The sequence below is a fragment of the Nocardioides mangrovicus genome (assembly GCF_003674065.1).
In the GTDB taxonomy this organism is placed as follows: domain Bacteria; phylum Actinomycetota; class Actinomycetes; order Propionibacteriales; family Nocardioidaceae; genus Marmoricola; species Marmoricola mangrovicus.
In genome coordinates this window covers 628,422-655,295 of sequence record NZ_RDBE01000010.1, presented here as the reverse complement: position 1 = coordinate 655,295, position 26,874 = coordinate 628,422, and the positions used below count along the sequence as shown (strand labels likewise).

23 protein-coding genes are annotated in these 26,874 nt (G+C 73.3%); 9 read left to right on the top strand and 14 right to left on the bottom strand.

From position 1 onward, the window contains the following. The first annotated feature begins 455 nt into the window (after nt 1–455). On the top strand, nt 456–1,106 hold the full coding sequence (locus tag D9V37_RS20790; RefSeq protein ID WP_232524989.1) for a helicase domain-containing protein: 651 nt from the start codon (nt 456–458) through the stop codon (nt 1,104–1,106). Nucleotides 1,107–1,290: 184 nt separating this feature from the next. Then, nucleotides 1,291–1,674 carry a GNAT family N-acetyltransferase gene (locus D9V37_RS17700; RefSeq protein ID WP_232524988.1) on the top strand — a complete coding sequence of 128 codons (384 nt, stop codon included), beginning with the start codon at nt 1,291–1,293 and terminating at the stop codon, nt 1,672–1,674. 94 nt (nt 1,675–1,768) lie between these two features. Here the strand turns inward: D9V37_RS17700 and D9V37_RS17695 are convergent, their stop codons facing one another. Further along, the gene (locus D9V37_RS17695; protein WP_121807446.1) at nt 1,769–3,523 is read right to left on the bottom strand and encodes a GAF domain-containing protein; all 1,755 of its coding nucleotides are present in this window, start codon (nt 3,521–3,523) and stop codon (nt 1,769–1,771) included. Nucleotides 3,524–3,612: 89 nt separating this feature from the next. On the opposite strand from D9V37_RS17695, the gene D9V37_RS17690 reads away from it, so the two are divergent. Then, entirely contained in the window at nt 3,613–5,547 is a 1,935-nt protein-coding gene (locus D9V37_RS17690; protein ID WP_121807445.1) for an anthranilate synthase family protein, read from the top strand. Nucleotides 5,548–5,766: 219 nt separating this feature from the next. Here the strand turns inward: D9V37_RS17690 and D9V37_RS17685 are convergent, their stop codons facing one another. The 11 genes from D9V37_RS17685 to D9V37_RS17635 form a co-directional block, all read right to left on the bottom strand. Beyond that, on the bottom strand, nt 5,767–7,248 hold the full coding sequence (locus tag D9V37_RS17685; RefSeq protein ID WP_121807444.1) for a S1C family serine protease: 1,482 nt from the start codon (nt 7,246–7,248) through the stop codon (nt 5,767–5,769). 44 nt (nt 7,249–7,292) lie between these two features. Then, nucleotides 7,293–8,717, bottom strand: coding sequence for a sensor histidine kinase (locus D9V37_RS17680; RefSeq protein WP_121807443.1), 1,425 nt, complete (start codon nt 8,715–8,717; stop codon nt 7,293–7,295). Between the two features lie 10 nt (nt 8,718–8,727). Beyond that, complete coding sequence (locus D9V37_RS17675) at nt 8,728–9,447, bottom strand: response regulator transcription factor (protein ID WP_269778390.1); 720 nt, start codon at nt 9,445–9,447, stop codon at nt 8,728–8,730. 53 nt (nt 9,448–9,500) lie between these two features. Continuing rightward, on the bottom strand, nt 9,501–10,067 hold the full coding sequence (locus D9V37_RS17670; protein WP_121807442.1) for a hypothetical protein: 567 nt from the start codon (nt 10,065–10,067) through the stop codon (nt 9,501–9,503). A gap of 64 nt (nt 10,068–10,131) precedes the next feature. Beyond that, a complete protein-coding gene (locus D9V37_RS17665; protein ID WP_232525044.1) occupies nt 10,132–10,983 on the bottom strand; it encodes a fructosamine kinase family protein in 852 nt (283 codons plus the stop codon). Nucleotides 10,984–11,044: 61 nt separating this feature from the next. Continuing rightward, complete coding sequence (locus D9V37_RS17660) at nt 11,045–11,962, bottom strand: 2-dehydropantoate 2-reductase (protein ID WP_158604515.1); 918 nt, start codon at nt 11,960–11,962, stop codon at nt 11,045–11,047. Nucleotides 11,963–11,991: 29 nt separating this feature from the next. Next, nucleotides 11,992–12,555, bottom strand: a complete 564-nt coding sequence (locus D9V37_RS17655) for a TIGR03086 family metal-binding protein (RefSeq protein ID WP_121807439.1) — start codon at nt 12,553–12,555, stop codon at nt 11,992–11,994. A 4-nt stretch (nt 12,556–12,559) separates the two neighbouring features. Continuing rightward, nucleotides 12,560–13,615, bottom strand: a complete 1,056-nt coding sequence (locus tag D9V37_RS17650) for a sigma-70 family RNA polymerase sigma factor (RefSeq protein ID WP_121807438.1) — start codon at nt 13,613–13,615, stop codon at nt 12,560–12,562. A gap of 27 nt (nt 13,616–13,642) precedes the next feature. After that, nucleotides 13,643–14,161: a low molecular weight protein-tyrosine-phosphatase gene (locus D9V37_RS17645; RefSeq protein WP_232524987.1), complete on the bottom strand. Its 519-nt coding sequence runs from the start codon at nt 14,159–14,161 to the stop codon at nt 13,643–13,645. Continuing rightward, the gene (locus tag D9V37_RS17640) at nt 14,148–14,525 is read right to left on the bottom strand and encodes a phage holin family protein (RefSeq protein ID WP_121807437.1); all 378 of its coding nucleotides are present in this window, start codon (nt 14,523–14,525) and stop codon (nt 14,148–14,150) included. Before D9V37_RS17640 ends, D9V37_RS17645 begins: the two co-directional genes overlap by 14 nt. A gap of 4 nt (nt 14,526–14,529) precedes the next feature. Then, nucleotides 14,530–15,192, bottom strand: a complete 663-nt coding sequence (locus D9V37_RS17635; protein ID WP_232524986.1) for a GntR family transcriptional regulator — start codon at nt 15,190–15,192, stop codon at nt 14,530–14,532. Nucleotides 15,193–15,591: 399 nt separating this feature from the next. Here D9V37_RS17635 and D9V37_RS20785 point away from each other — a divergent pair, with 399 nt between their 5' ends. The 6 genes from D9V37_RS20785 to D9V37_RS17605 all read left to right on the top strand — a co-directional run bounded on the left by D9V37_RS20785 (nt 15,592) and on the right by D9V37_RS17605 (nt 25,027). After that, nucleotides 15,592–16,131 (top strand): dimethylarginine dimethylaminohydrolase family protein, encoded by a 540-nt coding sequence (locus D9V37_RS20785; RefSeq protein ID WP_232524985.1) that lies wholly within the window; start codon nt 15,592–15,594, stop codon nt 16,129–16,131. Between the two features lie 123 nt (nt 16,132–16,254). After that, nucleotides 16,255–17,328 carry a histidinol-phosphate transaminase gene (hisC, locus tag D9V37_RS17625; RefSeq protein WP_121807435.1) on the top strand — a complete coding sequence of 358 codons (1,074 nt, stop codon included), beginning with the start codon at nt 16,255–16,257 and terminating at the stop codon, nt 17,326–17,328. 34 nt (nt 17,329–17,362) lie between these two features. Then, nucleotides 17,363–20,587: a transglutaminase family protein gene (locus D9V37_RS17620; RefSeq protein ID WP_121807434.1), complete on the top strand. Its 3,225-nt coding sequence runs from the start codon at nt 17,363–17,365 to the stop codon at nt 20,585–20,587. Continuing rightward, complete coding sequence (locus D9V37_RS17615) at nt 20,584–23,022, top strand: circularly permuted type 2 ATP-grasp protein (protein ID WP_121807433.1); 2,439 nt, start codon at nt 20,584–20,586, stop codon at nt 23,020–23,022. Before D9V37_RS17620 ends, D9V37_RS17615 begins: the two co-directional genes overlap by 4 nt. After that, a complete protein-coding gene (locus D9V37_RS17610) occupies nt 23,019–23,885 on the top strand; it encodes a transglutaminase family protein (RefSeq protein ID WP_121807432.1) in 867 nt (288 codons plus the stop codon). The genes D9V37_RS17615 and D9V37_RS17610 overlap by 4 nt, the downstream gene beginning before the upstream one ends. A gap of 152 nt (nt 23,886–24,037) precedes the next feature. Continuing rightward, on the top strand, nt 24,038–25,027 hold the full coding sequence (locus D9V37_RS17605) for a zinc-binding metallopeptidase family protein (RefSeq protein WP_121807431.1): 990 nt from the start codon (nt 24,038–24,040) through the stop codon (nt 25,025–25,027). Here the strand turns inward: D9V37_RS17605 and D9V37_RS17600 are convergent. Both D9V37_RS17600 and D9V37_RS17595 read right to left on the bottom strand, forming a co-directional pair. After that, nucleotides 24,949–26,277, bottom strand: a complete 1,329-nt coding sequence (locus D9V37_RS17600) for an MFS transporter (RefSeq protein ID WP_121807430.1) — start codon at nt 26,275–26,277, stop codon at nt 24,949–24,951. The two genes, D9V37_RS17605 and D9V37_RS17600, sit on opposite strands and share 79 nt — an antisense overlap. Continuing rightward, nucleotides 26,274–26,840 carry a winged helix-turn-helix domain-containing protein gene (locus tag D9V37_RS17595; protein WP_121807429.1) on the bottom strand — a complete coding sequence of 189 codons (567 nt, stop codon included), beginning with the start codon at nt 26,838–26,840 and terminating at the stop codon, nt 26,274–26,276. Before D9V37_RS17595 ends, D9V37_RS17600 begins: the two co-directional genes overlap by 4 nt. Nucleotides 26,841–26,874 lie beyond the last annotated feature (34 nt).

The window sequence follows — 26,874 nt, the reverse complement described above, 5'->3', positions numbered from 1 at the left end:
GCAGCTGCTGTCGGGCTCGGGCCGCAACCGGTCGACCACCAAGGTCGCCTCGGCGCTCGTCGACGTGCTGTGGCGGCAGGTCCGCGGCGAGCGGGCTCGGGAGCGTACGCAGGAGGAGTTCGCCGAGACGCTGCGCGAGGACGACGCGTTCCTCGACTTCGTACAGGCCTGGTGGCCTGTGCTCGACGCGCCCACCGTGCTGGGCTGGTTGCGCGACACCGAGCTCCTGGTGCGCGTCAGCCAGGGCGTGCTCGACGACGAGTCGGTGCGGCTCCTGGCCAAGTCGTGGGGCGAGGAGCCCTCGGTCGACGACGTGCCGCTGATCGACGAGCTGCGCTACGTCCTCGGCGACCCGCCCATCGTGGACCACCCCGACGAGGACCCCCTCGGNGTTCGCCGGGCGCCCCGGCTGGCGGCCGCCGACCAACCGCGTCGAGGACGACGGGTTCGCCCACGTGCTGGTCGACGAGGCCCAGGACCTCACCCCGATGCAGTGGCGCATGGTCGGCCGGCGCGGCCGCACCGCCACGTGGACCGTCGTCGGCGACCCGGCGCAGTCGTCGTGGCCGGTGCCCGCCGAGGCCGAGGCCGCCCGAGCCGAGGCCCTGGCCAAGAAGGACCTCCACTCCTTCCACCTGTCGAAGAACTACCGCAACTCCGCGGAGATCTACGACTTCGCCGCCCGCTACGCCGACCGCGTCGGCCTGGCCGCCGACCTGCCCGAGGCCGTCCGCTCCACCGGTGTCGAGCCGCAGGAGCGCAGCGTCGAGGACCTCGAGGACGGCGTCCGCGAGGCGCTGCGCGAGCTGGCCGGGACCGTCGAAGGCACCGTGGGCATCGTGGCCGCGGCCGCACGGCAGTCGGAGGTCCGCAGCTGGCTGGCGACGTGGCCGGAGTTCGAGGGCGACCGGGCCGGCAGCGCCGGTGAGGAGTCCGGGGCGCGGATCCCCGTGCTCACCGGCCTGGACACCAAGGGCCTGGAGTTCGACGCGATCCTCGTCGTCGAGCCGGAGGAGATCGAGGCCGAGTCGCCCACGGGCCGGGCCACCTTGTACGTCGTCTACACCCGCGCCACCCAGCAGATGACGGTCGTGCGGTCGGTGTGAGCATCGAGGTGCGGGCGGCGACCTCCTTCGCCGACGTCCGCACACTCGTCGGGCCCAAGAACCCGGGTCGAACGTCTGCTGGTGCCTGAGCTACCGCATCCCGGCCAAGGAGAACCGGGCGCTGAAGCGCGAGGAGCGCGGCGAGCTGGTGCGCAGGCTGTGCCGACGCACACCGCCGCCGGGCGTGATCGCCTACGACGACGACGAGCCGGTCGGCTGGGCGGCGGTGCACCCGCGCGCCGACACCAGCTTCGCCACGAACCGGAAGATCCCGCACGTCGACGACCAGGCGGTCTGGTCGCTGTGGTGCGTGCGGGTGCGCCCCGGCCGGCGCAAGCAGGGCATCTCCCACCAGCTGGTGGCCGGTGCGGTCGAGTTCGCCCGGTCCCACGGCGCGCCGGCCGTCGAGGCCTACCCGGTCGACAACCGCGGCCAGAAGGTCGACCTGACGATGGCCTACGTCGGCACCAAGCGGCTCTTCGAGGCGGCCGGCTTCGTCCAGGCCGCCGAGACCACGTCGGTGCTCAACGGGTTCCCGCGGGTGCTGATGCGGCTTCGGCTGCGCTGACCCGTCGCGCCGAAACTGTGCACTTGCGAAGGTCTCGGCGGCGGTTGACCGATATGTCGCACCCACAACCCCGCAAGTGCGGAGTTTTGGCTGGCTACGCCTCCGGCGGCACCGGGAGGCTCACGCTGAGAACCCGCCTCCCCAGCGGCCCGGTGCGGGTGGTCAGCCGCCCGTCCTGGCGGGCCAGGAGCTCGGAGACCCCGGTGCGCCACCAGCGGGCGTCGGAGTCGGCCACGCGGTCGCCGACGCGCCGGCTGTGCTCGGGCGCGTCGTCGAGCCCCGAGGTCTGCGCCGACATCACCAGGCGGCCGTTGAGCGTGACGACGCTGATGCGTACAGAGCTCTGCCGCCGCGCCGAGCCCAGCACGTCCTCGAGCAGCAGCTGGGTGACCCACTCCAGCTGCGCGGGATCGGCCCACGCGTACTGCGCCGGCTGGGCGTCCAGGGCCAGCAGCTGCACCTCGTGCTCGGTGGCCACCCGCTCCAGGTAGGACCACTGCACCCCCAGCAGGCCGGGGACGTCGACCTTCTCCGGCATCGGCATGCCGCCGGGCTGCTCGAAGGCGACCAGGGCGCCGACCCGCTCGAAAAGGGTCCAGAACCGGTCGAGGCCCAGGCGCGCCGGGTGGTCGTACTCCAGGCGCTGGGCGGTGAGGTAGTTGTCCACCGAGGCGAACAGCGGCCCGACCTCGCTGGCCAGCGACTGCAGCAGCTCGCGGCGCTCGCGGGCGACGCGCTCGAGGTCCTCGCGCGCCATGCGCTCGCGGTGCCGGCTGCGGTCGCGGCCGATGGCCCAGCCCAGCTCGCGTCCGACGTCGCGGACGGCCTCGGCCTCCAGCGTGGTCCACGACCGCTCGCGCTTGCGCATGACCACGATCTGCCCGGCCACGTCCTCGTCGAGGTCCAGCGGCGCGAGCGCGATGGCGTGGACGCCGTCGGCGTCCAGGGCCCGCTGCATCCACGAGCGCTGTCCCTCGGTCAGCAGCCGGTGGTCCGACCCGAGCTCGCGGCGGCCCAGCACGAGCGACCGGTCGCGGTCCTGGGCGTCGCGGGCCAGCGTCGCGCCGTACGCGCCGATGGCGGCCGAGACGGTGAAGACCCCGTCGTCGCCGCGGCTGCGGACCAGGCTGCCGGGGTCGTCGCTGGGGAAGACGTCGAGCCAGGCCGCGTCGGCGGAGAGCTCCGAGCGCAGGATCTCCAGCACCGAGTCCATGGTGGCGTCGAGCTCGCGCGGCGTGCCGACGGTGTCGATGACGCGGCGCAGCATGCCGCCCAGCCAGGCCGACTCGCGCAGCTGCTCGCGCTGCTGGGCGTGGGCGATGGCGACACCGGCCTGCCCGGCAAAGATCTCCATCAGCTCGATCAGGTCGGCATCGGGGCGCAGCCCGTCGCCGGGGTGGTCGACGTACATGATCCCGATCAGGTCGCCGCCGGGCGAGGTCAGCTCCACCGACAGCTCATCGAGCGGGTGCCAGGCGTCGGCGTGGTCGATCGGGTCGAAGTCCAGCGCCCGGAAGCCCTCGGGGATCGCCTTGCCGGCCGTGTGCGGGATGAACCGGAACCGGCCCCAGCGCTCGGCGTCCGCGTTGCGGGCGAGCACCGACTCCGAGGAGTAGCGCGTGTGCAGCAGGTCATCGAGGCCCGGCTCGTCGCCCCCGATCGCGACCAGCTCGAACTCGCCGTCGGGGCGCAGCAGGTTGACCGTGGTCGCCCGGAAGCCCGACACCTCCACGATGCCGTCGGCGATCGTCTGCACCACCGTCGCCAGATCGGCGCCGGCGTTGGCCCGGGTCGTGACCTCGTGCAGACGCACCAGTGCGTCGTGCCGGCCCTGCTCCATCGTCCCCATCCCCTCCGCGTTCGCCTCATCATCGCATCGCCGGCCCCCTCGGACCGCACCGGAAACGCGGCGTCGACCGGGTTGTAGCGTTGCCCCCCATGGAGCCGGCAGCCGCCCTGGCGTCGATCCGGGCCCACCCCGCGTGGGCCGTGCTGCGGCTACACGACGGCGACGAGGTGCTCCTCGTCGGCGGTCCGGTGAGCAGCGTCGAGCGGCTCGCCGACGTGCCGGTGGAGACCTCGGTACCCACCGACGGCCGTCCCGTGCACGACCGGCTGCTCGCCGTGCCCTTCCGACAGGTGGGCGAGCGCGGGTTCGCCGCCCACGACGACGGCGCCCCGCTGCAGGTCGTCGAGATCGCCGAGCGGCACATCTTCGCCCTGGACGAGCTGCTCGCCGCGCTGCCCGACCGCGAGCTCACCACGGTGGGCGACGGCGGGTTCGAGACCGACGACGACGCCTACGCCGAGACGGTGCGCGCCATCATCGCCGAGGAGATCGGTCGCGGCGAGGGGGCGAACCTCGTGGTGGGCCGGCAGTACCGCACACGGCTCGCCGACTGGGACGCCGAGGCCGCGCTCTCGGTGCTGCGCCGGTTGCTCGAGCGCGAGCGCGGCTCGTACTGGACCTTCTGCTTCTTCACCGGCGAGCGCTACCTGGTCGGTGCCACGCCCGAGCGCCACGTCAGCGTGCACGCCGGCGAGGTGCGGATGAACCCGATCAGCGGCACCTTCCGGCTCGGCCGCGACTGGGGCGAGACCAGCGTCGAGCAGCGGCGGCAGCGGCTGCTGGACTTCCTGGCCGACGAGAAGGAGATCTACGAGCTCTTCATGGTGGTCGATGAGGAGCTGAAGATGATGTGCGAGGTCTGCCACGAGGGCGGCCAGGTGCTCGGACCCTTCCTCAAGCCGATGACCCACCTCGTGCACACCGAGTACCTGCTGGCCGGCCGCACCCGCTCCGACGTCCGCGACGTGCTGCGCGACACCATGTACGCCGCCACCGTCACGGGCTCGCCGGTGGAGAACGCCTGCCGGCTCATCACCCGCTACGAGCCCGAGGGCCGCGGCTACTACGGCGCCGCGCTGGCCCTGCTGGGCCGCGACGGCGAGGGCCGCCAGCAGCTCGACAGCCCGATCCTGATCCGCACCGCCGAGGTGTCCGTGGCCGGCGACCTCAAGGTCACCGCGGGCGCCACCCTGGTGCGCGACTCCGACCCCGTGGCCGAGGTGGCGGAGACCCACGCCAAGGCCGGCGGCATCCTCTCTGCCTTCGGGCTGGTGCCGCCCGCCCCCGCCGCGGCCACCGGCCGGGCCGAGATGGCCGACCTCACCGACGACGACGACGTCCGCATCGCGCTCGGCTCGCGCAACCAGCGGCTCTCCCGGTTCTGGCTCACCGACCAGGCCGGCACCGCGCCCGACCCCGACCTCAAGGGCCGCACCGTCGTCGTCCTCGACGGCGAGGACGAGTTCGTCGCGATGCTGGGCCACCTCTTCGGTGTGCTCGGCATGAGCACCACCCGGGTCCGTTACGACGAGTGGCAGCCGGGCGCCCTGGACGGGCACGACCTCGTCGTCGTCGGCCCGGGCCCCGGCGACCCCCGCGACGGCGACCACCCCAAGATCGCCACCTACCGCCGCGTGCTCGACGGCCTGCTCGCCAGCGGGTCGCCGTTCCTCGCGGTGTGCCTGGGCCACCAGGTGCTCTGCGACCGGCTGGGCCTGCCGCTGGGCTACAAGGACATCGTCTTCCAGGGCACCCAGGCCGACGTCGACCTCTTCGAGAACGACGAGCGCGTCGGCTTCTACAACACCTTCGTCGCCCGGCACCGCGAGACGTCATACGAAGTGGCTGCGGGCGCGACCGGTTCGTATGACGTCCGGGTGGCCGCCGACCCGGTGAGCGGCGACGTCCACGCCGTGGCCGGCCCGCACTTCCGCGGCATCCAGTTCCACGCCGAGTCGATCCTGACCGAGCACGGCGTCGACATCGTGCGCGGCCTGGTCCGCGACCTCCTGGTCGAAGGCTGACGAACCGGACGTCGTCTGCACGAAACTCGTCCCCGCGACCGATTCTGAAGCGAAATTCCCGGGGTTTTGCCGGGTGCCCGGCAAAACCCCCGCCGCCGCGCGCGCGGGAACGGCACCAGGCCCGCCGACCCCGGGTGCGGGGGGATCGACGGGCCTGGGCCTTGCGACGGGGACGGCTCTCGGGAAACCGGCCCCGGGTCTGGGGTGGGTGGGCTCGGGCTAGCTGTTGCTCGACCCCGCGTCGCTGCCGAGGTCGGCGGTGAGGGTCTTGGTCGAGCTGCCGCGCTTGACGGTCAGCGTCACCTTGTCGCCGGGCCGGTGGCCGCGGATGGTGGCCACCAGGTCGTCGGCGCCGTCGACGACCTTGTCGTCGACCTTGGTGATGACGTCGCCGGTCTTCAGCCCGGCCTTCGAGGCCGACCCGCCGGACTCAATGCTCTTGACCAGGGCGCCGGTCGAGGTGGAGCTCTGGGTGCTCGAGCCCGAGGACGACGAGGAGGAGTCGTCGGAGACGGTCACGCCGAGCCGGGCGTGGGTGGGCGTCTCGCCCTTCACCAGCTGGTTGACGATCGGCAGCACCTCGCTCATCGGGATGGAGAACCCGAGCCCGATCGAGCCGCCCTCGGAGGAGGAGCTGGAGTCGGAGGTGCGGATGGAGGAGTTGATGCCGACGACCTGGCCCGACAGGTTGACCAGGGGACCGCCGGAGTTGCCCGGGTTGATGGCGGCGTCGGTCTGGATCGCGGGGTAGGTGGTGCTCTGGTCGCTGCTGCTGCCCTGCTGCTGTTGTCCCTGCTGCTGGCCCTGGCCCTGGCCGCCCCCGAGGCCGAACGGGTCCTCCTCGCCGAACGGGTCGACGCCGCCGCCGTCGCCGCCTTCGTCCTCGGAGGTGCTCACCGAGACCGCCCGGTCGAGCGCGCTGACGATGCCGCTGGTGACGGTGGAGCCCAGCCCGAACGGCGAGCCGATGGCCACGACCTCCTGGCCGACCTTGAGGTCGTCGGAGTCGCCGATGTCGGCCGCCGTCGCGTCGTCGACGCCCTCGGCCTTGATCACGGCCAGGTCGGTGACCGGGTCGGTGCCGACGATGCTGGCCTTCGCGGAGTCGCCGTCTTGGAAGTTCACGGTGATCGAGCCGGACTTGCCGGCCACGCTCACCACGTGGTTGTTGGTCAGGATCGTGCCGTTCTTGTTCAGCACGATGCCGGAGCCGGTGCCCGACTCGCTGGAGCCGGTGACGTTGATCTGCACCACCGAGGGCAGCACCTTCTGGGCCACCGACTCGATGGCGGTGCTCGACGTCGTGGCCGACGCCGGGGTGTCCTTGCCGCTGCTGGCGGTGATGGTGCCGTCGGAGCTGGTGGTGGAGTCCGAGCCGCCCTTGACGGCGTAGAACGCCGCCGCGCCCCCGACCCCGGCCGCGCCGCCCACGACGAGAGCACCGACGAGTACGGCTGCCGGCAGCGCGCGGGCTCCCGTCCGGTGCCTCTGCACGGGTGCGTCGTGCGAGGCAACAGGCTGCGGCGGCAGTACTCGGGTGCCCTCGCCGTGGTCGGTCGCGGCCGGGGGCGGGGTCGCTGAGGGGTGACCAGACGAGGAGCCGAGCGCGGCCTGCGGTGCGGTGTCGTCCTGGGAGAGATCAGGCGAACCCTGGTTGCGGGCATCGTCGCCCTCCGAGAACGGGTGCCACTCGTTGGTCATGGCTCCACCTTGCGCCTTGATCCTGAGAGCGCGCTTGGAGCGGTCTACGACACCGGTGAAACTGCTGCGCCGGTTTCCTGTGCGGCCGCAGCCGCGTCGTCGCTCGCGGGCCGGGCGGAGCCCGGGACGACCAGGCGCAGCTCGGCGCCTCCGCTCGCGGCCCGGTGCGCGGTGGCGGTGCCGCCGTGGCGCTCGGCCACCGAGCGCACGATCGACAGGCCCAGTCCCGAGCCGGGCATCGAGCGCGACTCGGTGGAGCGGTAGAAGCGCTCGAAGACGTGCGGCAGGTCGGAGTCGGCGATGCCCGGCCCCTCGTCGCTGACCACCAGCGTCCCGTCCGCGAGCCGGACGGTGACGGTGCCCGCCTCGGGGCTCCACTTCGCGGCGTTGTCGAGCAGGTTGGTGACCGCCCGCTCCAGCGCCGCGGCGTCGCCGGTGACCCACCAGGGCTCCGCTTCGACGTCGAAGCGGACGCCGGGCGCTCGGCGCCGCACCCGGGTGACGGCGTTGTCGAGGATCTCCGAGAGCTCCACCGACTGCGGCTCGGCCGAGACGGGCTCGTCGCGGGCGAGCTCGACGAGGTCGCCGATGAGCGTGGTGAGCTCGGCGATCTGGGCCTGCACGTCGTCGAGCATCTCGGCGCGCGACTGCGCGGTGAGCCGGTCGGAGCCCGCGGCCTGGGCCAGCAGCTCGATGTTGGTGCGCAGCGAGGTGAGCGGCGTCCGCAGCTCGTGGCCGGCGTCGGCGACCAGCTGCCGCTGCCGGTCGCGGCTGGCCGAGAGCGAGCCCAGCATGGCGTTGAAGGCCGTGGCGAGCCGGGCGATCTCGTCGTTGCCGTCCACCGGGATGGGTTCCAGCTTCTCGGTCTGCGCGATGTTCTCGGCCGCCTCCGTGAGCCGGCGCACCGGGCGCAGCCCGTTGCGGGCCACGCCCCAGCCGGCCAGCCCGGCGAGGATCACCCCGGCCAGGCCGAAGAACAGCGCGACCAGCCCGAGCCGGCCGAGCATCTTGTCGGTCGGCTCCAACGACTGGGACAGCACGATGGCCGTGCCGCGTGTTTCCCCGGGCACCGCCACCATCCGGTAGCGCTGGCCGTCGGCACTCACCGTGCGGCAGGAGTAACCCCGGTGCCGCGCAGCCACGTTCGCCTCGACGGTACCGGCCCGCAGGTCGCGGTTGCCGATGACGAAGATCTGCTTGCCGATGGCGAGGTCGATGTAGATCAGCCGGGTGTCCGAAGCGCTGGCCAGGACCGCGGAGACCTGGCTCTGGTTCAGGTCGGCGGCCTGGCTGACGACCTGGGCCCGGTGGCGCAGCGTGTCGTCCAGGGTGCGGATCGACTGGGTGCGGACGGTGACGTAGGAGGCCAGCGAGACCACCGTGACGGTGACGCCGACCGCGATGGCGGTGAGCAGCGTGACCCGGCTGGCCAGCGACCGGCGGTAGTGCCAGGTGCCGGTCAGGCTCATCGGCCCGCGCTCACGAGCCCGACTCCGTGCGCAGCACGTAGCCGACCCCGCGCACGGTGTGCAGCAGCCGCGGCTCGCCGTCGGCCTCGAGCTTGCGGCGCACGTAGCCGACGTAGACCTCGAGGCTGTTGGCGGTGGTGGGGAAGTCGAAGCCCCACACCTCCTCGAGGATGAACGAGCGGTCCAGCACCCGGCGCGGGCGGCGCAAGAAGAGCTCCAGCAGCGTGAACTCGGTGCGCGTGAGCTCGATCTGCCGCTCGCCACGGCGGACCTCGCGGGTGGCCAGGTCCATCGACAGATCGGCGTAGGCCAGCGTCTCGTCGTCGTCCTCGCCGCTCTGGCTGGTGCGGCGCAGCAGCGCCCGCAGCCGGGCCAGCAGCTCCTCGAGGGCGAACGGCTTGGTCAGGTAGTCGTCGGCGCCGGCGTCGAGGCCCTCCACCCGGTCGCCGACCGCATCGCGGGCGGTGAGCACCAGGATCGGCACGTCGTTGCCGGCCCCGCGCAGCGCTCGCGTGGTCTCGATGCCGTCGAGCCGCGGCATCATCACGTCCATCACGACCGCGTCGGGTTTGAGGGTGCCGATGCCGGCCAGCGCGGCGGCACCGTCCTCGGCGACGCTGACCTGGTAGCCGTTGAACTCCAGCGATCGGCGCAGCGACTCGCGGACGGCGCGGTCGTCGTCGACGACGAGCACGAGCGGATGCTCCTCGGTGGCGGCCTGCTGTGACACGCCCCTCAGCCTGCCACGACTGGCTGAGCGCCGTCTGAGAGCAGCATGGAAGCTCAGCTGTGGCGTGCGGTGCGGTGACCCAGCGTGCCGGCCAGGGTCGCGAGCGCGCCGACGGCGATGATCGCGGTCAGCGTCCAGGCCCGCGTCGGGTCGACCTGGTAGGTGCTGCGGCTGAGCGGGAACCGCACGACGACCTCGGCCACCAGGGCCAGCGGTACGGCGAGCCGGGCCAGGGTGCCGACCAGCCCGCGGTCGCGGGCGACCTGACCGAGCATGCTCAAGAAAGGCCCGATGGTGACCGCGGCCAGCAGGTAGATCGAGAAGACACCCGCGAGGCTCGAGACGCCGAGCCGCTCGTGGTCGACGAAGAGCGCGACGTAGCCGGTGTAGCCGACCACCGCGGCGATCAGGAGCAGCGGACCGGCCAGCAGACCGTTGCGGCGCCGGGCCAAGAAGGCGCCGGCGAGCACGGCGGCTGCGGCGTACATCGATCCCAGGTGGGTGGCGATGGTCAGGACGCTGCCCAGCGTGGTCGGGGTGGTCACTCCGGTCGCGGCGTCGCCCAGGGCGGCCAGCAGCCCCAGACCCAGCCCCAGGAGGAGCACGATGACCCACCGCATATCGCTCAAGGTAAGGACGGCGGTGCGTTCTGTCCGGATTTTGCGGCAACTCCGCCGCAGTGGATCAACCCAGGAACGCCCGCGCCGCCGCGCCTGCCCGGGCGCCGTAGGACGACCCGAACTGGCAGGCGTGTACCAGCAGCGGGAACAGCTGGTGCAGCCCGATGCGGTCCTGCCAGCCCTCGGCGAGCGGGCTGACCTCCTGGTAGGCCTCGAGCAGCCGCGGCAGCTGGGGCAGGCCGAACAGCGAGAGCATCGCCAGGTCGGTCTCGCGGTGGCCGCCGTACGCCGCGGGGTCGACCAGGTGGGCCGCTCCCTCGCGGGCGAAGACCACGTTGCCGCTCCACAGGTCGCCGTGCAGGCGGGCCGGCGGCTCGGCGGGTCCGGCGACCTCGGTCAGCCGGCGCACGCACAGCTCCACGTCGGCGGCGTCGGTCGGGGCGATCTGCTGGCGGTCGACCGCCAGCTTGAGGTAGGGCAGCACCCGCTTGGTGGCGTAGAACTCCGGCCAGTCCGTCGCTGAACCGTTGGGCATCGGCAGCCGGCCGATGAACCCGTCGTGCGGGCCGCCGAAGCCCGGTGCGCCGACGGCGTGCACCGCGGCGAGCGTGCGCCCCAGCGAGGCGGCCGCCTCGGGGGTGGCGCGGCCTGGTTCGACCCAGGCCAGGATCAGGCAGTCCTCGTCGACCGCCAGCACCTCGGGCACCGGCGCGCCCGCCTCGGCCAGCCAGCCCAGTCCCTCGGCCTCGGTCGGGAAGAACCCCTCCGGCGCGTGGGCTCGCGTCTTCACCACCGCCGTACGGCCGTCGGAGAGCCGGGTCTTGGTGGTCGTGCAGACGTCGCCGCCGGCGACCGGCGACGTCGAGACCACCGAGACGCCGAGCAGTCGCTCGACGCGCTGCGCCAGGGTCGGCATGGTGGCCACGCCGTCGATTGTGGCCGCACGGGCCTCGACAGGCCAGGTCGGACCGTCTCGGTCAGCCCGGCTCGGACCGGTTCACACCGGTCTCCTCGGTGCTGTCCTCGCCCGAGCGCAGCCCGCGCAGCAGGGCCAGCAGGGTCCGGTTCACCGGCACCTCGACGCCATGGGCGTCGGCCGTGGCCACGACCACGCCGGTGAGCTCCTCGTGCTCCAGGCGGCGTCCGGCGAGCCGGTCGTAGAGCATCGAGGAGCCGGTGTCGGGAGGCAGCCCGTCGAACATCGCGAACACCGCCTCGACGTCGTCGGGACCCAGGTCGGCGCCGGCCGCCCGCCCGACGGCCACCACCTCCTCCAGCACCGAGCGGGCCATCGCCCGAACGCTGGGATCGGCGAAGACCCGCAGGCGGGCCAGCGTCAGCGCGCAGATCGGGTTGCCGGCGGCGTTGCGCAACAGCTTGCGCCAGGCCTCGGTCCGGAAGTCCTCACTGGTCCTCACGTCGAGCCGGCCGTCGCCGGTCGCCGCCACCGCGCGGGCGGCCGTCCGGCCCGGGGGCACGAGCAGCCGGCGGCCGGCGTCGTGGCGCACGTGGCCGGGCTCCACGCGCTCGGCGGCGATGTAGGCCACCGCGGGCAGCACCTGGTTCGCGGGCACCAGACCGGCGAGCCGGTCGGCATGGTCGACGCCGTTCTGCACCACGACCACCACCGTCTCCTCTGCGACCAGCGCGCGCAGCCAGTCCGCGGCGCCGGCGGTGTCGTAGGCCTTGGTGGTCAGCCAGACCACGTCGACGACGCCGACCTCGCCGGGGTCGTAGACGACGGGCACCGCCACGGTGCGGGTGCCGGCGCGGTCGGTGATGCGGACCTCGGGCACCTCGCTGCGGGCGCACAGCACCGTGCTGCCGGCGCCCTCGTGGAGCCAGCCGGCGACCAGGCAGCCCAGCGAGCCCGCTCCGATCACCGCGCTGGTCATGGGCTGCTCCCTGGGCTCCCCACCCGAGGTCATCGCCCCAGGAACGCGAGCAGCCGCTCGCCGGCGTCGGCGCTGTCGGTCGGGCGGGCCGGGGCGAAGCGGCGGCCGCGATCGCCCGCGGCGACGACGTCGGCGGCCACCTCGAGCAGCGCGTCGGCCAGCGCGCTCGGCAGCGGGTGGTCGCGCCCGCAGGCGGTGGCGACGTCCCAACCGTGCACGGCGATCTCCAAAGCGCCGACGCCGGCCAGCACCCCGGCCTCGAGCCGGCCGTCGCCGATCCGGACGGGCTCGTCGCCGTAGCGGGCGCGCCACGCCGCCAGCAGCGCGCAGGCCCGCTGCCGCAGCCGCTCGACCAGCCGGTCGAGCTCGGGGGCGGGAGGCACCGGACCGAGGTCGATCTCGCCGACCAGCGCGGCCTCGGTGAAGGCGGCCAAGGCGTCGTCCATATGGTCCAGGAGGTCGCGCAGCGTCCAGGCGGCGCACGGGGTCGGCGCGTCGAGGTGCTCGGGGCCGATGCCGGCCAGCGCCAGGCTGGTGTAGTCGATGGCGTGCTCCAGCAGCGCCACCGACCTCACGCCGGTGGTCGTGCTCATCGGCTCAGCTCCCGGACGGTCGGTAGCCGGCCGGCAGCGAGGCCGGCAGACCGAACGTCTCGAACAGTCGTGGGTCGAAGAACGCCGCCACGTGGGAGACGCGGTCGACCCCGTCGTCGTCCTCGACGGTGAGGACCTGCAGGTGGAACGGCGTGAAGCTGCCGTCGGGCTGGCGCATGTAGAGACCGAAGGCCGGCTGTCCGTTGGCGATCGTCTCGATCATCGGCATGTCGTGGGTGCCGCCGGGGCACTGGCCGGCGATGAGGCGGCCGATGTTCTCGTTGCCGGCGTACCAGCCGGTGAACGGCGGCATCTCCCAGACCGCGTCGGCCCTGAGCAGCGAGACGATGGTGGCGACGTCCTTGTCCCAGAAGGCCGTCACGTAGCGGTCGAGCAGCTCGCGGTGGCCGGCGTCGAGAGTGGACTCGGAGACGGTGTCGACGCTGAGCCCGGCCTGCTCGAGCTGGGCGTGGGCGCGTTGCAGGGCGCTGTTGACCGCGGCGGTCGTGGTGTCGAGCGCCTCGGCCACCTCCTTGGCCTGCCAGCGCAGGACGTCGCGCAGCACGAGCACCGCGCGCTGCCGGGCGGGCAGGTGCTGCAGCGCGGCCACGAACGCCAGGCGCACGGAGTCGCGCGCTGCGACCACCTGCCCGGGGTCGGTGCCGGCGTCGGCGTCGACCATCGTGTCGGGGATCGGCTCCAGCCAGGGCACCTCGCCGGCCTCGACCAGCTCGTCGGAGGCCGCCGAGCCCGGCGCACCCAGCCCGGTGGGCAGGGGTCGCCGGTCCTTGCCCTCCAGGTTCGTCAGGCAGACGTTGGTGGCGATGCGGTGCAGCCAGGTGCGCACCGAGGAGCGGCCCTCGAAGCGGTCGTAGGCCTTCCACGCGCGCAGGTAGGTCTCCTGGGCGAGGTCCTCGGCCTCGTAGACCGAGCCGGTCATCCGGTAGCAGTGCGCCACGAGCTCGCGGCGGTACTGCGCGACCAGCGAGTCGAACTCGGCGCTGGTGGGCACCTCCGTCCGCTGGACCGGTACGTCGGCGGTGCTGGTCGGTGTGGGCATGTGCGCCTCCCGGTGCTCGTTCGCAGCCTACAAACCCGACTGACCGCCCGGCAGGGTCGAACTCATCGCTACCTCGCTCACGATCTGCTCACAGGTGCGCTCGACCATCGCCAGCACCTCCGCGAACCCTTCGTCGCCGCCGAAGTAGGGGTCGGGGACGTCGCCGGGTCCTCCCGCGTCCCGGACCGGGTCGAGCTCGCGGAAGAGCCGGACGTCGGCCTCGGGCAGCAGGGCGCGGACGTCGGCCAGGTTCGTGGCGTCCATCGCCAGCAGCAGGTCGCGGTCGGCCCAGTCGGCGTCGAGCTGACGCGCGCGGTGGCGGTCGGGGTCGTAGCCGGCGGCACGCAGCGTCGCCGCCGCGCGGTGGTCCATCGGGTCGCCGACGTGCCAGCCGCCGGTGCCGCAGCTGGACACCTCGACCGCGTCGGTCAGGCCCGCCTCGACCAGCTGGTGCTCGAGCACGACGTGCGCCATCGGGGAGCGGCAGATGTTGCCCAGGCAGACCAGCGCGATGCGGTAGGGGCGCGGAGGATCAGTCGCGGTCACGACGACCGACCGTGGCCTCGAAGGCGGCGAGCACGACGGAGATGACGACCCCGCCGGCTACTGCCGTCCAGAACCCGGAGACGTGGAAGTCCAGCCCGATGCCGCCGGCGATGGCGCTGGTCAGGCCCAGCATCGCGGCGTTGATGACCAGCAGCAGCAGGCCGAGGGTGAGCAGGATGAAGGGGAAGGTCACGAACTTCACGACCGGCTTCACCACGGCCGTCACGACGCCGAAGATCAGGCCCACCACGATCAGGGTCGCCACCCGGTTCTCCCCCGACGAGGCGAGGGTGATGCCGGTGAACAGCCACGCGGCGGCGCCGACCGCGAGCACGTTGGCCAGCAGCCACAGCACGAAACGCATGGGGTCAGGTTAGGGCGGCGGCCATGGAGGTCTCCCCGTCGGCGAGGTGGCGCACCAGCTCGTCGGCGGCGTCGTCGGTGCGGCCGGCCTCGAGCAGGTCGACGAGCAGGGCGTGGGAGGCGACCTGCTCGGTGGCGTTGCGCCGGGTGCGGTCGACCTTGGCCAGCGCCAGCCGGATCTCGCCGGCCAGCGCGTCGGCGGCCGCCACCAGCCGCTCGGAGCCGGTGAGTCCGACGAAGGCCCGGTGGATGGCCAGGTGGGCCTGGTTCCAGGCGGCCGTGGTGAAGTCGGTGCTCGCCAGCTCGGCGTACGCGGCGAGAGCGTCGCGCACGGCCTGGCGGTCGGTCTCGGCGGCCTCGGCCCAGCGGCGTACGCCGGCGACCTCGAGCACCGTGCGCGCCCGGGTGACGTCGTGGATGACGCCTGGGTCGGGGGTGCTGACCGCGACCCCCTTGTTCGCGACGCGCACGGCGAGGCCGTCGGCGACCAGCGACCCCAGGGCCTCGCGCACCGTCGAACGGGCGACGCCGAGGGAGTCGGCCAGCGCGACCTCCCGCAGCGGCGTCCCCGGCTCGAGCTCGCCGTCGAACAGGGCGCGGCGCAGCTCGGCCGCGATCTTGTCGACCGTCGTCTCCGGGTCGAGGGAGAGGTGCGAGAACGAGGACACGTCGAGCATTGTCGACTATGCTGAAGATTGTTCGACAATCCGACGATTCGTGGAGGTGGACGATGGGCGAGCAGCTGGCGTGGGGACGGGACTACCTGATGGTGGCGCCCGATCACTTCCGCATCGACTATGCGATCAACCCGTTCATGGACACCGCGGTGCAGCCCGACCCGGTCCGCTCGCGCGACCAGGCCCACGCCCTGGCCGCGGCCATCGAGTCGGCCGGCGGGTCGGTGCGGTGGCTCGCGCAGCGACCCGACAGCCCCGACATGGTCTACGCGATGAACCTGGGCCTGGTGGTGGGCGAGCGTGCCGTCGTCTCCCACATGCGCTACCCCGAGCGTCGCGCCGAGGCCCGGTTCCGCAGCGCCGTGGTTCGCCGAGCACGGCTTCGCGCCGGTGACGGTGGGCCGCGACGGCGTCGGCCCGCACCTGGAGGCCGGCGACGCCTTCTGCTGGCGCGGCGACCTGGTCGTCGGCTTCGGGCCGCGCACCGAGGAGCTCGCGCTCAAGCACCTGGCCACCGAGCTCGACGTCCGGGTGCGGGGCCTGCGGATCGTGCACCCCGGCATGTACCATCTCGACCTGGCCTTCTGCCCGCTCGACGCCACCCACGCGATGGTGGCCCCGAGTGCCTTCGACGACGCCTCCGCGCGCGCCCTGCTCGACCTGGTGCCCCACCCGCTCGTGCTCGACGAGGCCGAGGCGATGACCTTCGTGGCCAACTCGGTGGTCGTCGGCCGCACCGTCATCGCGCCGGCCTGCCCGCCCCGGGTCCGCCGGGCCCTGGAGGCCCGGGGCTTCGCCGTCGTGGTGGTCGACGTATCGGAGTTCCTCCTCGGCGGGGGTGCCGTGCGGTGCCTGACCAACCCCCTCGACGTCGTCGCGCGGCGGGATCTGGTCGTCGTGCCGGGGGGAGAGGTCGTGATGTGGGGGTGATGAATCGGGCGGCGGGTGCGTGAATCCGGTCGATTCGCGGGCAGCTGGTCCGGGTTCGTCCCCCGGTTTCACCCGCCGGCCGGTGAAACCGGGCTCGCCCCGCCAACCCCTAGAGTCGACCCGGTGACCACCCCACCGCGCCCCCGCCAGGTCATCGCCGACCTGCCGGCGTACGTCCCGGGCCGGCCGCCGGCGGCGAGGCCGGGGGTGAGGACCTACAAGCTGTCCTCCAACGAGAACCCGTACCCGCCGCTGCCGGGCATCGAGAAGGCCGCCACCGAGGCGCTGGGCACGCTCAACCGCTACCCCGACATGGGCTGCACCGCGCTCTACGCCGCGCTGGCCGACCGGCTCGGCGTGGGTGCCGACGAGCTGGCCGCGGGCACGGGGAGCGTCGCGGTGCTCTACCACCTGCTGCAGGCCTACTGCGATCCCGGCGACGAGGTCGTCCACGCGTGGCGGTCCTTCGAGGCGTACCCGATCGCGGTCACGGTCACCGGGGCGCGCAGCGTGCGGGTGCCGCTGACCTCGGGTGCCGAGCACGACGTGGCGGCGATGGCCGCGGCGGTCACCGACCGCACCAAGGTCGTCGTGGTCTGTACGCCCAACAACCCGACCGGGCCGGCGCTCACCCACGACGAGCTCACCTGGCTGGTCGAGCGGGTGCCCGAGCACGTGCTGGTCGTCGTCGACGAGGCCTACCGCGAGTTCGTCCGGCTGCCCAGTGCGGCCGACGGGCTCGCCCTGCAGCGCACGCGGGCCAACGTCGTCGTGATGCGCACCCTCGCCAAGGCCTACGGGCTGGCCGGGCTGCGCGTGGGGTACGCCGTCGCGCACCCCGAGGTGGCGGCGGCGGTGCGTGCCTGCGCGCTGCCGTTCGGCGTCAGCTCGGTGGCCCAGGCCGCGGCGATCGCAGCGCTTGACCACGAACCCGAGCTGATGGAGCGGGTCGAGGCCATCGTCGCGGAGCGCGACCGCGTGCTCGCCACCCTGCGCGCGCAGGGCTGGGCCGTGCCCGACACCCAGGCCAACTTCGTCTGGCTGCCGCTGGGGGAGCGCACCCCGGCGTTCGCGGCGGCCGCCGAGGAGGCCGGCGTCGTGGTGCGACCGTTCCCGGAGGGCGCGCGGGTGAGCATCGGCGAGCCGGCCGGCAACGACGTGCTGCTCGACGTCGCCGCCCGCTTCGGACCCGTGTGACATCCCGGTAACGCTCGTCCGTCAGGCTGTCGCCATGTCCGTGAAGGTCGCACTGGAGCACCGCACGACGTATTCCTTCGCCGAGCCGGTCACCGTGCACCCGCACGTGGTGCGGCTGCGGCCGGCCCCGCACACGCGGACCCCGATCGAGGCGTACTCGCTGCAGATCGAGCCCGCCGACCACTTCGTGAACTGGCAGCAGGACCCGTTCGGCAACTGGCAGGCGCGGCTGGTCTTCCCCGAGAAGGTCAGCCGGCTCGACATCACCGTCGGCCTGGTGGCCGACCTGGTGGTGGTCAACCCCTTCGACTTCTTCATCGAGGAGTCCGCCGAGCTGGTGCCGTTCGGCTACGACGAGCAGCTCGCCGCCGACCTGGCGCCGTACCTGCGTCCGGTCGAGGTTGCTGCCCAGGCCGACGCCTTCCGGCGCTCGCTGCCCGAGCCCCACGAGGAGCCCACCGTCGGCTTCCTGGTGCGCCTCAACCAGGCGGTCCACGACGCGGTGGCCTATGAGATCCGGCTCGAGACCGGCGTCCAGACCCCCGACGAGACGCTGGCCCGCGGCATCGGCTCGTGCCGCGACAGCGCCTGGCTGCTGGTGGCGCTGCTGCGCCAGTACGGGCTGGCCGCGCGGTTCGTCTCGGGCTACCTGGTGCAGCTGGTCGCCGACCAGGCCAGCCTCGAGGGTCCCAGCGGCCCGAGCGCGGACTTCACCGACCTGCACGCGTGGGCGGAGGTCTTCGTGCCCGGCGCGGGCTGGGTCGGCCTGGATCCCACCAGCGCACTGTTCGCCGGCGAGGGCCACATCCCGCTCAGCGCGACCCCGCACCCTTCCTCCGCGGCGCCGATCACCGGTGCCACCGACCCGGTCGAGGTCGGCTTCGCCTTCCACAACCAGGTGCGCCGCGTGCACGAGGACCCGCGCGTCACGCTGCCCTACACCGACGAGGAGTGGACGCGCATCGACGCCCTCGGCGGGGCCGTCGACCAGCGCCTGGAGCGCGGCGACGTCCGACTCACCATGGGCGGCGAGCCGACCTTCGTCGCGCTGGACGCCACCGACGCGCAGTGGAGCACGGCGGCCGACGGCGAGGAGAAGCGGCGCCTGGCCGGCGAGCTGGCCGAGCGGCTGCAGGCGCTCTACGCCGTCGGCGGCGCGGTGCACCGCGGGCAGGGCAAGTGGTACCCCGGCGAGCCCCTGCCTCGCTGGCAGATTGCCCTGCAGTGGCGCACCGACGGCGAGCCGCTCTGGCACGACCCGGCGCTGCTGGCCGACCCGTGGGGCGAGGAGGCGGAGAAGGTCGACGCCGAGGGCCTCGCCCGCGAGCTGACCCGGGTGCTGGGGCTGCCCGAGGAGCAGCTGCTGGCGGCCTACGAGGACCCGCTCGCGGTCATCGCCGCCGACGTCCGCCGTCCCGAGGGCGAGCGCCCCGGGGCCGAGCCCGACGGCGTCGCCGCCCTCGCTGCTCTCGATGCCGGCGTCACCGAGCCGGCCGGCTGGGTGCTGCCGGTCGTCACCGGCGAGGAATGGCGCTCGCCCGCGTGGACGTTCCGGCGCGGCCGGCTGGTGCTCACCGGCGGCACCTCCGCGGTCGGGCTGCGGCTGCCGCTGGACGCCGTCTCGTGGGAGGACCCCGAGGCGCCCGGCGAGCCGTCGTACCTCGAGGCCGGTCCGCCACTCGCGCCCCAGGTTCCCCAGGTGAGCGTGGTGGACCCACGCGGCGAGGCGACCACCGCGCTCGCCGTCGAGGAGCGCGACGGCCACTGCTTCGTCTTCCTGCCGCCCACCGAGCGGCTCGAGGACTACGCCGCGCTGCTGGCCGCCGTGGAGAGCGCGGCTGCGGCGATGGGGCAGCCGGTGGTGCTGGAGGGCTACGGCCCGCCGCCCGACAGCCGGCTCACCCAGCTCGTGGTCACCCCCGACCCGGGCGTGGTCGAGGTCAACGTGCAGCCCACGCGGAGCTGGGCCGAGCAGCGCGACCTGACCGAGACGCTCTACGAGGCGGCGCGGCAGGTCCGGCTGACCACCGAGAAGTTCGACGTCGACGGCACCCACACCGGCACCGGCGGCGGCAACCACCTCACGCTCGGCGGCCGCCAGCCCGTCGACTCGCCGCTGCTGCGCCGCCCCGACCTGCTGGTCAGCATGCTGACCTACTGGCAGCGGCACCCCTCGCTGTCGTACCTGTTCTCGGGCCGCTTCATCGGCCCGACCAGCCAGGCGCCGCGGTTCGACGAGGGCCGGCCGGAGCAGACGTACGAGATGGAGATCGCGTTCGCCGAGATCGACCGGCTGACCGCGGGCGAGGCCGCGCCGCGACCGTGGCTGGTCGACCGCGCGCTGCGCCACCTGCTCACCGACCTGACCGGCAACACGCACCGCGCCGAGTTCTGCATCGACAAGATGTACAGCCCCGACTCCTCCCGCGGCCGTCTCGGGCTGCTGGAGCTGCGCGGCTTCGAGATGCCGCCGCACCCGCGCATGGGGCTGCTGCAGGCGCTGCTGGTGCGCTCGCTGGTCGCGATGTTCTGGGAGCAGCCCTACCGGGCGCCGCTGGTGCGCTGGGGCACCGCGCTGCACGAGGACTTCCTCCTGCCGCAGGGCTGCCTGCGCGACGTGGGCCAGGTGGTGGCCGACCTGCGAGCGCACGGCATCGACTTCGAGGAGAGCTGGCTCGACCCGTTCACCGAGTTCCGGTTCCCGCGCATCGGGCTGGCGCAGGCCGGCGAGGTGGAGCTGGAGCTGCGCCACGCCATCGAGCCGTGGCACGTGCTCGGCGAGGAGGCCGCCGCGGGCGGCACCGCCCGGTACGTCGACTCCTCGGTCGAGCGGATCCAGGTGCTGGTGCGCGGGTTCGACCCCCACCGGCACCTGGTGACCTGTCAGGGTGTGCCGGTGCCCCTGCAGCCCTCCGGCAGCCCGGGGGAGGCCTACGCCGGCGTCCGGTTCCGCGCCTGGCAGCCGTGGTCGGCGCTGCACCCCAGCATCGAGCCGCACACGCCGCTGCACGTCGACGTCGTCGACGTGGCCGCGGCCACCTCGCTGGGCGGCGCGACCTACCACGTCGTGCACCCGGGTGGACGCGCCTACGAGACGCCGCCGGTCAACGCCCAGGAGGCCGAGGCTCGCCGCGGCGCCCGGTTCGAGCCGCGCGGCCACACCCCCGGCCGGCTCGACGTCGCCGCGATGCGCGAGGCCGGGCGTCGGGCTCGGAGCCAGGAGTACCCGCACACGCTGGACCTGCGGCGCTCCCCATGACAGTCCTGCGCGAGTACGCGGCTCGCGTCGGGCAGCCCGAGCTGGGGGCGATCAGCCGGTTCGACGAGATGGTCGGGCCCGACGGCGCGCTGCGGCCGGCCTGGAAGGGCCTGGCCGAGGTCGCCATCGGCCTGACACCCGACGACCTGCGGCGCGTGGAGAGCGAGATCGTGCGCTCGCTGGCCGACGACGGCGTCACCTACAACCGTGACGGCCGCCGCGCCCAGCCGTGGCGGCTGGACCCGCTGCCACTGGTCATCGAGGCGGCGGAGTGGGAGCGGCTCGAGGTCGGCCTGGCCCAGCGCGCCGAGCTGCTCAACGCGATCCTGGTCGACCTCTACGGCGAGCAGCGGTTGCTCTCCTCGGGGGTGCTGCCGCCCGCGGCGGTGTTCGGGCACCCGGGCTTCGTGCGCCTGGTCGCCCGGCGCTCGGCCGGGGGCACCCAGCCGCTCACCGTGGCCGCCCACGACCTCGGCCGTACCGCCGACGGACGCTGGACCGTGCTCGGCGACCGCGCCCAGGCCCCCTCGGGCATCGGCTACGCGATGGAGAACCGGCGGGTCATCTCCCGCGTGCTGCCCGAGCTCTACCGCGAGGCGTCGCTGCACCGGATGGGCCCGTTCTACGCCGCACTGCGCTCGGCGCTGATCCAGGCCGCACCGGTCGACGAGTCGCAGGCGCGGGTGGTCGTGCTCTCTCCCGGGTCGCACTCCGAGACGGCCTTCGACCAGGCCTTCGTCGCCGCGCACCTCGGCTTCAGCCTGGTGGAGGGCTCCGACCTGGTCGTCCGCGACGGCTGCGTGTGGCTGCGGGGAGTCGACCGGCCCGAGCGGGTGCACGTCATCCTGCGCCGCGTCGACGCCGCGTTCAGCGACCCGCTGGAGCTGCGCGGCGACTCCCAGCTCGGCGTCGCGGGGCTGGCCGAGGCGTGCCGCCGGGGCACCGTGCGGGTCGTGAACGGGCTGGGGGCCGGGGTGCTGGAGAACCCCGCGCTGCTGCCCTACCAGGGTGCGATGTGCCGACTGCTTCTCGACGAGGAGCCGATCCTGCCCACGGTGCTGACCTGGTGGGGAGGCGAGGCGGCCGGGCTCGACGTGCTGCTCAGCCACGCGGAGCGGCTGGTGGTGCGACGCATCGACGGTGGCCGGCCGCTGAACGGCCCGGTGGACCAGGTCCGCGCCCAGGTGCTCGCGGCGCCGCACCGCTACGTCGGCCAGGAGCGGCTGCTGCTCTCGCAGGCACCCGTGGCCGGCCGGGCCGGGATCCGCCCCTCGCCGGTCTCGGTGCGTACCTTCACCCTGCACACGGGCGGCGCCTACCGGCCGCTGCTCGGCGGGCTGGGCAGCGTCGTCGGGGAGGACGGCCTCTCGCGCTCCAGCAAGGACGTCTGGGTGCTCAAGCGCGGCAGCGCCGACCCGGACCAGGGGCTGCGCGAACCGATGCCGATCTCCACCCTGCGGGCGGTCGAGGCCAGCGTGCCGCGCGTGCTCGACGACATGTTCTGGCTGGGCCGCACCGCCGAACGGGTCGAGGCGATGCTGCGGCTGGTGATCGTCGTCCACGCGCTGTCGGAGAACACCGCCTCCGACGCCGATCGGTTCTGCGCGCAGGTGATGCACCAGGTGGTGAACCGGCTGGCGGGCACGGCCAGCGAGGAGCTGGACAGCGACCTGCGGTCGGTGCTGCTCGACGTCCGCCGCGACGGCGGGGTGGCGCAGGCCGTCGCGACGATGCGCGACACCGCGCAGTCGGTGCGCGACCAGCTCTCGCCCGACGTCTGGCGCACCTTCGGCGTGCACGACCGGGCCGTGGGACTGCTGGTGGAGTCGCCGCACCCGCACCAGGTGGCCGAGTCGGCCGGGCGGATGCTGACCGCGGTGCTGGCGCTGGACGGCGTCGTGGCCAACATGATGCGCGACCCCGGCTGGCACCTCATCGCGCTCGGTCGCAGCCTGGAGCGCGCCCTGCAGCTGTGCTTCCTGCTGCAGGGCACCACCATCGAGCGGCGCGGGCTCGATGTCGACCGCCGCGTGCTCGATGCCGCGCTCGCCGTGGCCGAGTCGGCGGTGACCCACCGGCGCCGCTACCGCGGCCACGTCCGTCCGCGCACCGTGCTCGACCTGCTGCTGCTCGACGACCTCAACCCGCGCTCGCTGCGCTTCACGCTGCGCAGCGCGGCCGACCACCTGGCCGCGCTGCCCCGCTCCACCGGCACCAGCCGCCCCGAGCGCCGTCTCGCCGGGCTGCTCGAGCAGGTCGAGGAGGTCGACAGCGCCTCGCTCGTCGCGATCGGCGGCGCCTCCCGGCCGAACCTGCGGCGGTTCCTCGAGGCCACCGTCGTCTCGCTGCAGCAGCTGGCCGACTCGGTGGTGGAGCTGCACGCCACCAGCGGCCCCGCTCCGCGACCCTTCACCGGCCTCCTGGTCGAGCCATGACCCGCTGGCAGATCTCCCACCGCACCACCTACGCCTACGACGACGAGGTGACCGACTCCTACGGCGTCGTCTACGTGACCCCGCGGACGCTGCCCTGGCAGCAGGTCCACGAGACCGGTCTCGTCGTCGACCCGACGCCGGCCGACCTGGCCGAGGACCTCGACTACTACGGCAACACCTGCGGCTTCTTCCAGGTCACCCGGCCCCATCGCGAGCTCGGCGTCCACGCCACGGCCGTCGTCGACGTCGTCGCCCCCGTCTACGACCAGGACGCACTCGCCGCTCCCTGGGAGCAGGGCCGACCCGACGCGGCGGCCTGGCGGTCGGTCGACTTCACGATGGCCTCCTCGATGGTCGCGCTCACCCCCGACGCCACCGCGTACGCCGCCCGCTCGCTGCTGCCCGGCCGCCCGATCGGCGAGGCCGTCACCGACCTGGTGCACCGCGTGCACGGCGACTTCGAGTACCGGCAGGGCGCCACCACCGTCACCAGCACCGTCGAGGACGTCCTCGCCGAGCGCGCCGGGGTGTGCCAGGACTTCGCCCACCTGCTCATCGCCGGTCTGCGCGGCCACGGCCTGGCCGTGCGCTACGTCAGCGGCTACCTGGCCACCACGCCGGCCCCCGGCCAGGATCGGGTCGTCGGCGCCGACGCCAGCCACGCCTGGGCCGCCGTCCGCCTGCCGGGTGCGGCCGATCAGTGGCTGGCCGTCGACCCCACCAACGACCAGTGGGTCGCCGACCGTCACGTCACCGTCGCCTGGGGCCGCGACTACGCCGACGTCCCCCCGGTCAAGGGCGTCATCTTCACCGAGGCCAAGAAGTCGACCATGACGGTGGCTGTGGACGTCGTGCCGGCGTAGGCGGCCCCCCTGCTCGTTCACCATGGTGGCATGGTGAACGGCCACCTCCCACGATGGAGGACCCGTGGGAAGTGGCAGTTCGCCGTGGGAAGCGGCGGCACGTTCGCACTCCACCCCCACGGGTAGGCCCATCTCTGACAGGCTCCACCCCCGTGAAGTCCTTCTCCTGCCGCGTGTGCGGCAACGCGCTCTACTTCGAGAACTCCGTCTGCGTCTCCTGCGGCACCTCGCTGGGGTTCTCCCGCGAGGAGAAGGCAATCGTCCCGGTCGACGATCAGGGCCAGTACGTCGACGCCGCCGGGCTGGTCTGGCACGTGTGCCGCAACCTCAACCTCTCCGGTTGCACCTGGCTCGCGCCCCTGGAGGGGGGTCAGTGCTTCGCCTGCGACCTGACCCGCACCCGCCCCAACGACGAGGACGCGAAGGGCATCGCGCAGTTCCACGAGGCCGAGGTGGCCAAGCGGCACCTGGTCGTCGAGCTCGACGTGCTCGGGCTGCCCATCCGGACCAAGGAGGAGGACCCCGAGCAGGGGCTGGCCTTCGACCTGCTCTCCAGTGTCGCCGAGAACGTCGTCATCGGCCACGAGGACGGCGTCATCACCATCGACCTGGCCGAGAGCGACGACGCCTACCGCGAAAAGGTGCGCGAGCAGCTGGCCGAGCCGTACCGCACGATGCTCGGCCACTTCCGCCACGAGGTCGGTCACTACTACGAGTGGCAGCTGGTCACCGGCGACTGGATCGAGAAGGCCCGAGACCTCTTCGGCGACGAGACCAAGGACTACCAGGCCGAGATCGACCGGCACTACAGCGAGGGGCCGCCGGAGGGCTGGCAGGAGAGCTACATCTCCGAGTACGCCACCATGCACCCCTTCGAGGACTTCGCGGAGAGCTGGGCGCACTTCCTGCACATCCGCGACACCGTGGACACCGCCGCGAGCTACGGCCTGACCAGCGTCCAGCCGGAGGCGTTCACCGAGTTCCACGACCTCGTCGCCGGCGTGTGGATCCCGCTGTCGACCGCGCTGAACCAGATCGAGCGCTCGATGGGCAAGAACGACCTCTACCCGTTCGTCATCCCGCCGCCGGTGTTGGCCAAGCTCGACTTCGTGGCCGAGCTGGTCCGCGCGTCGTCGGTCTGACCCAGAACCTCACCCGGAGCCTGACTCGGCGCCTGATCCGGGCGGCGGTCGAGCTCGCGCCAGCGTGGCTGCACCACGGGCAGCATGGTGGTGAGGAAGTACGCGCCGCCGACGACGAGCAGCGCGGGCGAGAGGCCGATCCCGGCCACGAGCACGCCGCCGAGCACGCCGCCCAGCGGCATCAGCGACCAGGCCATCGCGATGTTCATCGCGCTCACCCGGCCGACCAGCTCGGCCGGCGTGCGCTCGAAGAGCACCGCCCCGAGGATCGGGTTGAGGAATCCCGAGCCGAGCCCGCCCACCACGCAGACGGCGATGACCAGCCACAGCGGCACGTGCAGCGCCTGGACCACGAAGCGCGGCACGCCGCCGATGACGAAGCAGATCAGGTAGGTCCAGTAGCGCGGCAGCCGGTGGCCGATCGTCGCCGCCGCGGTCGAGCTCACGATGGCGGCCGCGGAGAACGTCGTCAGCACGATGCCGACGGCCGCCACGCCGTGACCGCTGTCGCGGGCCCACACCGGCAGCAGCACGCTGCTCCACGCGGCGTCGAGGAGATTGGTGACCGCCACCATCACCCCGATGCCCATCAGCACCTGGTCGCGTCGCATGAAGTCCCAGCCCGACCGCAGCTCGGCGACGTACCCGAGCCGCGGCCTCGCCTCGACCGGGCGCGCGCCGGGGTCGCGGCGCGTGAAGCCGAGCAGCAGCAGGGCCGAGAGTCCGAAGGAGAGCGCGTCGACGGCGACCGCGTTGGCCGCGCCGAGCGTGGCCACCAGGCCGGCGCCCACCCCGGCGCCGGCCAGTGAGGCCGTGCGCTCGACCGCACCCTCCAGCCCGGTGAGCCGCTCGGTGGGGACGTCGGTCTGGCGCACCAGCACGGGCATCATCGCGTGCTTGGCCGCCTCGCCCGGCCCGCGCAGCGCCCCGGCGAGCGCCACCAGCACCAGCAGCGCGCCGAAGTGGAGCAGGCCCAGGACGTGCAGCAGCGGGATCGCGCCCACGGCCAGGACGCTGAGCGCGTCGCAGGTGATCGCCACCCGGCGCGCACTGAGCCGGTCGGCGAGCGGGCCCGACAGCGCCTGGCACACCACCATCGGCAGCATCTCGGCGAACGCCGCGAGACCGGTGCGTGTGGCCGAGCCGGTGGTGGTGAGCACGAACCACGGCACGGCGATCATCGACACCCGGGTGCCCGTGGTGGAGACCGCCTGCGCGGCGAGGTAGCCGACCAGCGGCCGCCGGCTCATCGCAGCGTCCCGGGGCGCAGGTAGGTGTTGACGTTGACGACGAAACGCTGTGCCTCGGGGTCGTCCACGTCCTCGGGCCAGCCCGAGACCAGCTCGTGGATCGCCTCCGAGAGCTCCTTGGCGTGCGCCGCCGTGAGCCGCGGGTTCCAGTCGCTGAGGTCGAGCACCTGCTGCCAGGCCTCGGGCAGCGCCCGCGACTCGGCCAGCGCGCGCTGCAGGTTGTCGGCGTGGGTGATGGCGACGGCCTGGAGGTAGGCATCGGTGACGTCGCGCTCCTCCTCGCTCGCGTCGGGTGCGGTCGCGGTGTGGGTGGTCTGGTGGGCGGCCCTCCACCACCGCTCACGGCCGTTGCCGCGCTCGGTGTCCTCCACCACGAAGCCGTGGGCCGCCAGCTGGCGCAGGTGGTAGGAGGTGGCTCCGGTGTTGAGCCCGAGCCGACCGGCCAGCGAGGTCGCCGTAGCCGGGCCGCTGGTGCGCAGCAGCCCGAGCATCCGCAGTCGGCCGGGGTGGGCCAGGGCCCGCAGCTGCTCGGGTCCGGGAGTGACGACGGTGGTGGGCTCCATGGCGACACCCTAGACCGCAAAGACCTCTTTGCAA

Coding starts and splice junctions, on each gene's coding strand:
- D9V37_RS17670 (WP_121807442.1), bottom strand. CDS start 10,067: ATGCGGTGGGTCATCGTGCTCCTCCTGGGGCTGGGTCTGGGGCTGCTG.
- D9V37_RS17655 (WP_121807439.1), bottom strand. CDS start 12,555: ATGAGCACGACCACCGGCGTGAGGTCGGTGGCGCTGCTGGAGCACGCC.
- D9V37_RS17600 (WP_121807430.1), bottom strand. CDS start 26,277: ATGAGCCGGCGGCCGCTGGTCGGCTACCTCGCCGCGCAGGCGGTCTCC.
- D9V37_RS17615 (WP_121807433.1), top strand. CDS start 20,584: ATGACAGTCCTGCGCGAGTACGCGGCTCGCGTCGGGCAGCCCGAGCTG.
- D9V37_RS17610 (WP_121807432.1), top strand. CDS start 23,019: ATGACCCGCTGGCAGATCTCCCACCGCACCACCTACGCCTACGACGAC.
- D9V37_RS17660 (WP_158604515.1), bottom strand. CDS start 11,962: ATGACCAGCGCGGTGATCGGAGCGGGCTCGCTGGGCTGCCTGGTCGCC.
- D9V37_RS17680 (WP_121807443.1), bottom strand. CDS start 8,717: ATGAGCCTGACCGGCACCTGGCACTACCGCCGGTCGCTGGCCAGCCGG.
- D9V37_RS17695 (WP_121807446.1), bottom strand. CDS start 3,523: ATGGGGACGATGGAGCAGGGCCGGCACGACGCACTGGTGCGTCTGCAC.
- D9V37_RS17620 (WP_121807434.1), top strand. CDS start 17,363: ATGTCCGTGAAGGTCGCACTGGAGCACCGCACGACGTATTCCTTCGCC.
- D9V37_RS17665 (WP_232525044.1), bottom strand. CDS start 10,983: ATGCCGACCCTGGCGCAGCGCGTCGAGCGACTGCTCGGCGTCTCGGTG.
- D9V37_RS17595 (WP_121807429.1), bottom strand. CDS start 26,840: ATGGAGCCCACCACCGTCGTCACTCCCGGACCCGAGCAGCTGCGGGCC.
- D9V37_RS17690 (WP_121807445.1), top strand. CDS start 3,613: ATGGAGCCGGCAGCCGCCCTGGCGTCGATCCGGGCCCACCCCGCGTGG.
- D9V37_RS17685 (WP_121807444.1), bottom strand. CDS start 7,248: ATGACCAACGAGTGGCACCCGTTCTCGGAGGGCGACGATGCCCGCAAC.
- D9V37_RS17640 (WP_121807437.1), bottom strand. CDS start 14,525: ATGCGTTTCGTGCTGTGGCTGCTGGCCAACGTGCTCGCGGTCGGCGCC.
- D9V37_RS17650 (WP_121807438.1), bottom strand. CDS start 13,615: ATGCCCACACCGACCAGCACCGCCGACGTACCGGTCCAGCGGACGGAG.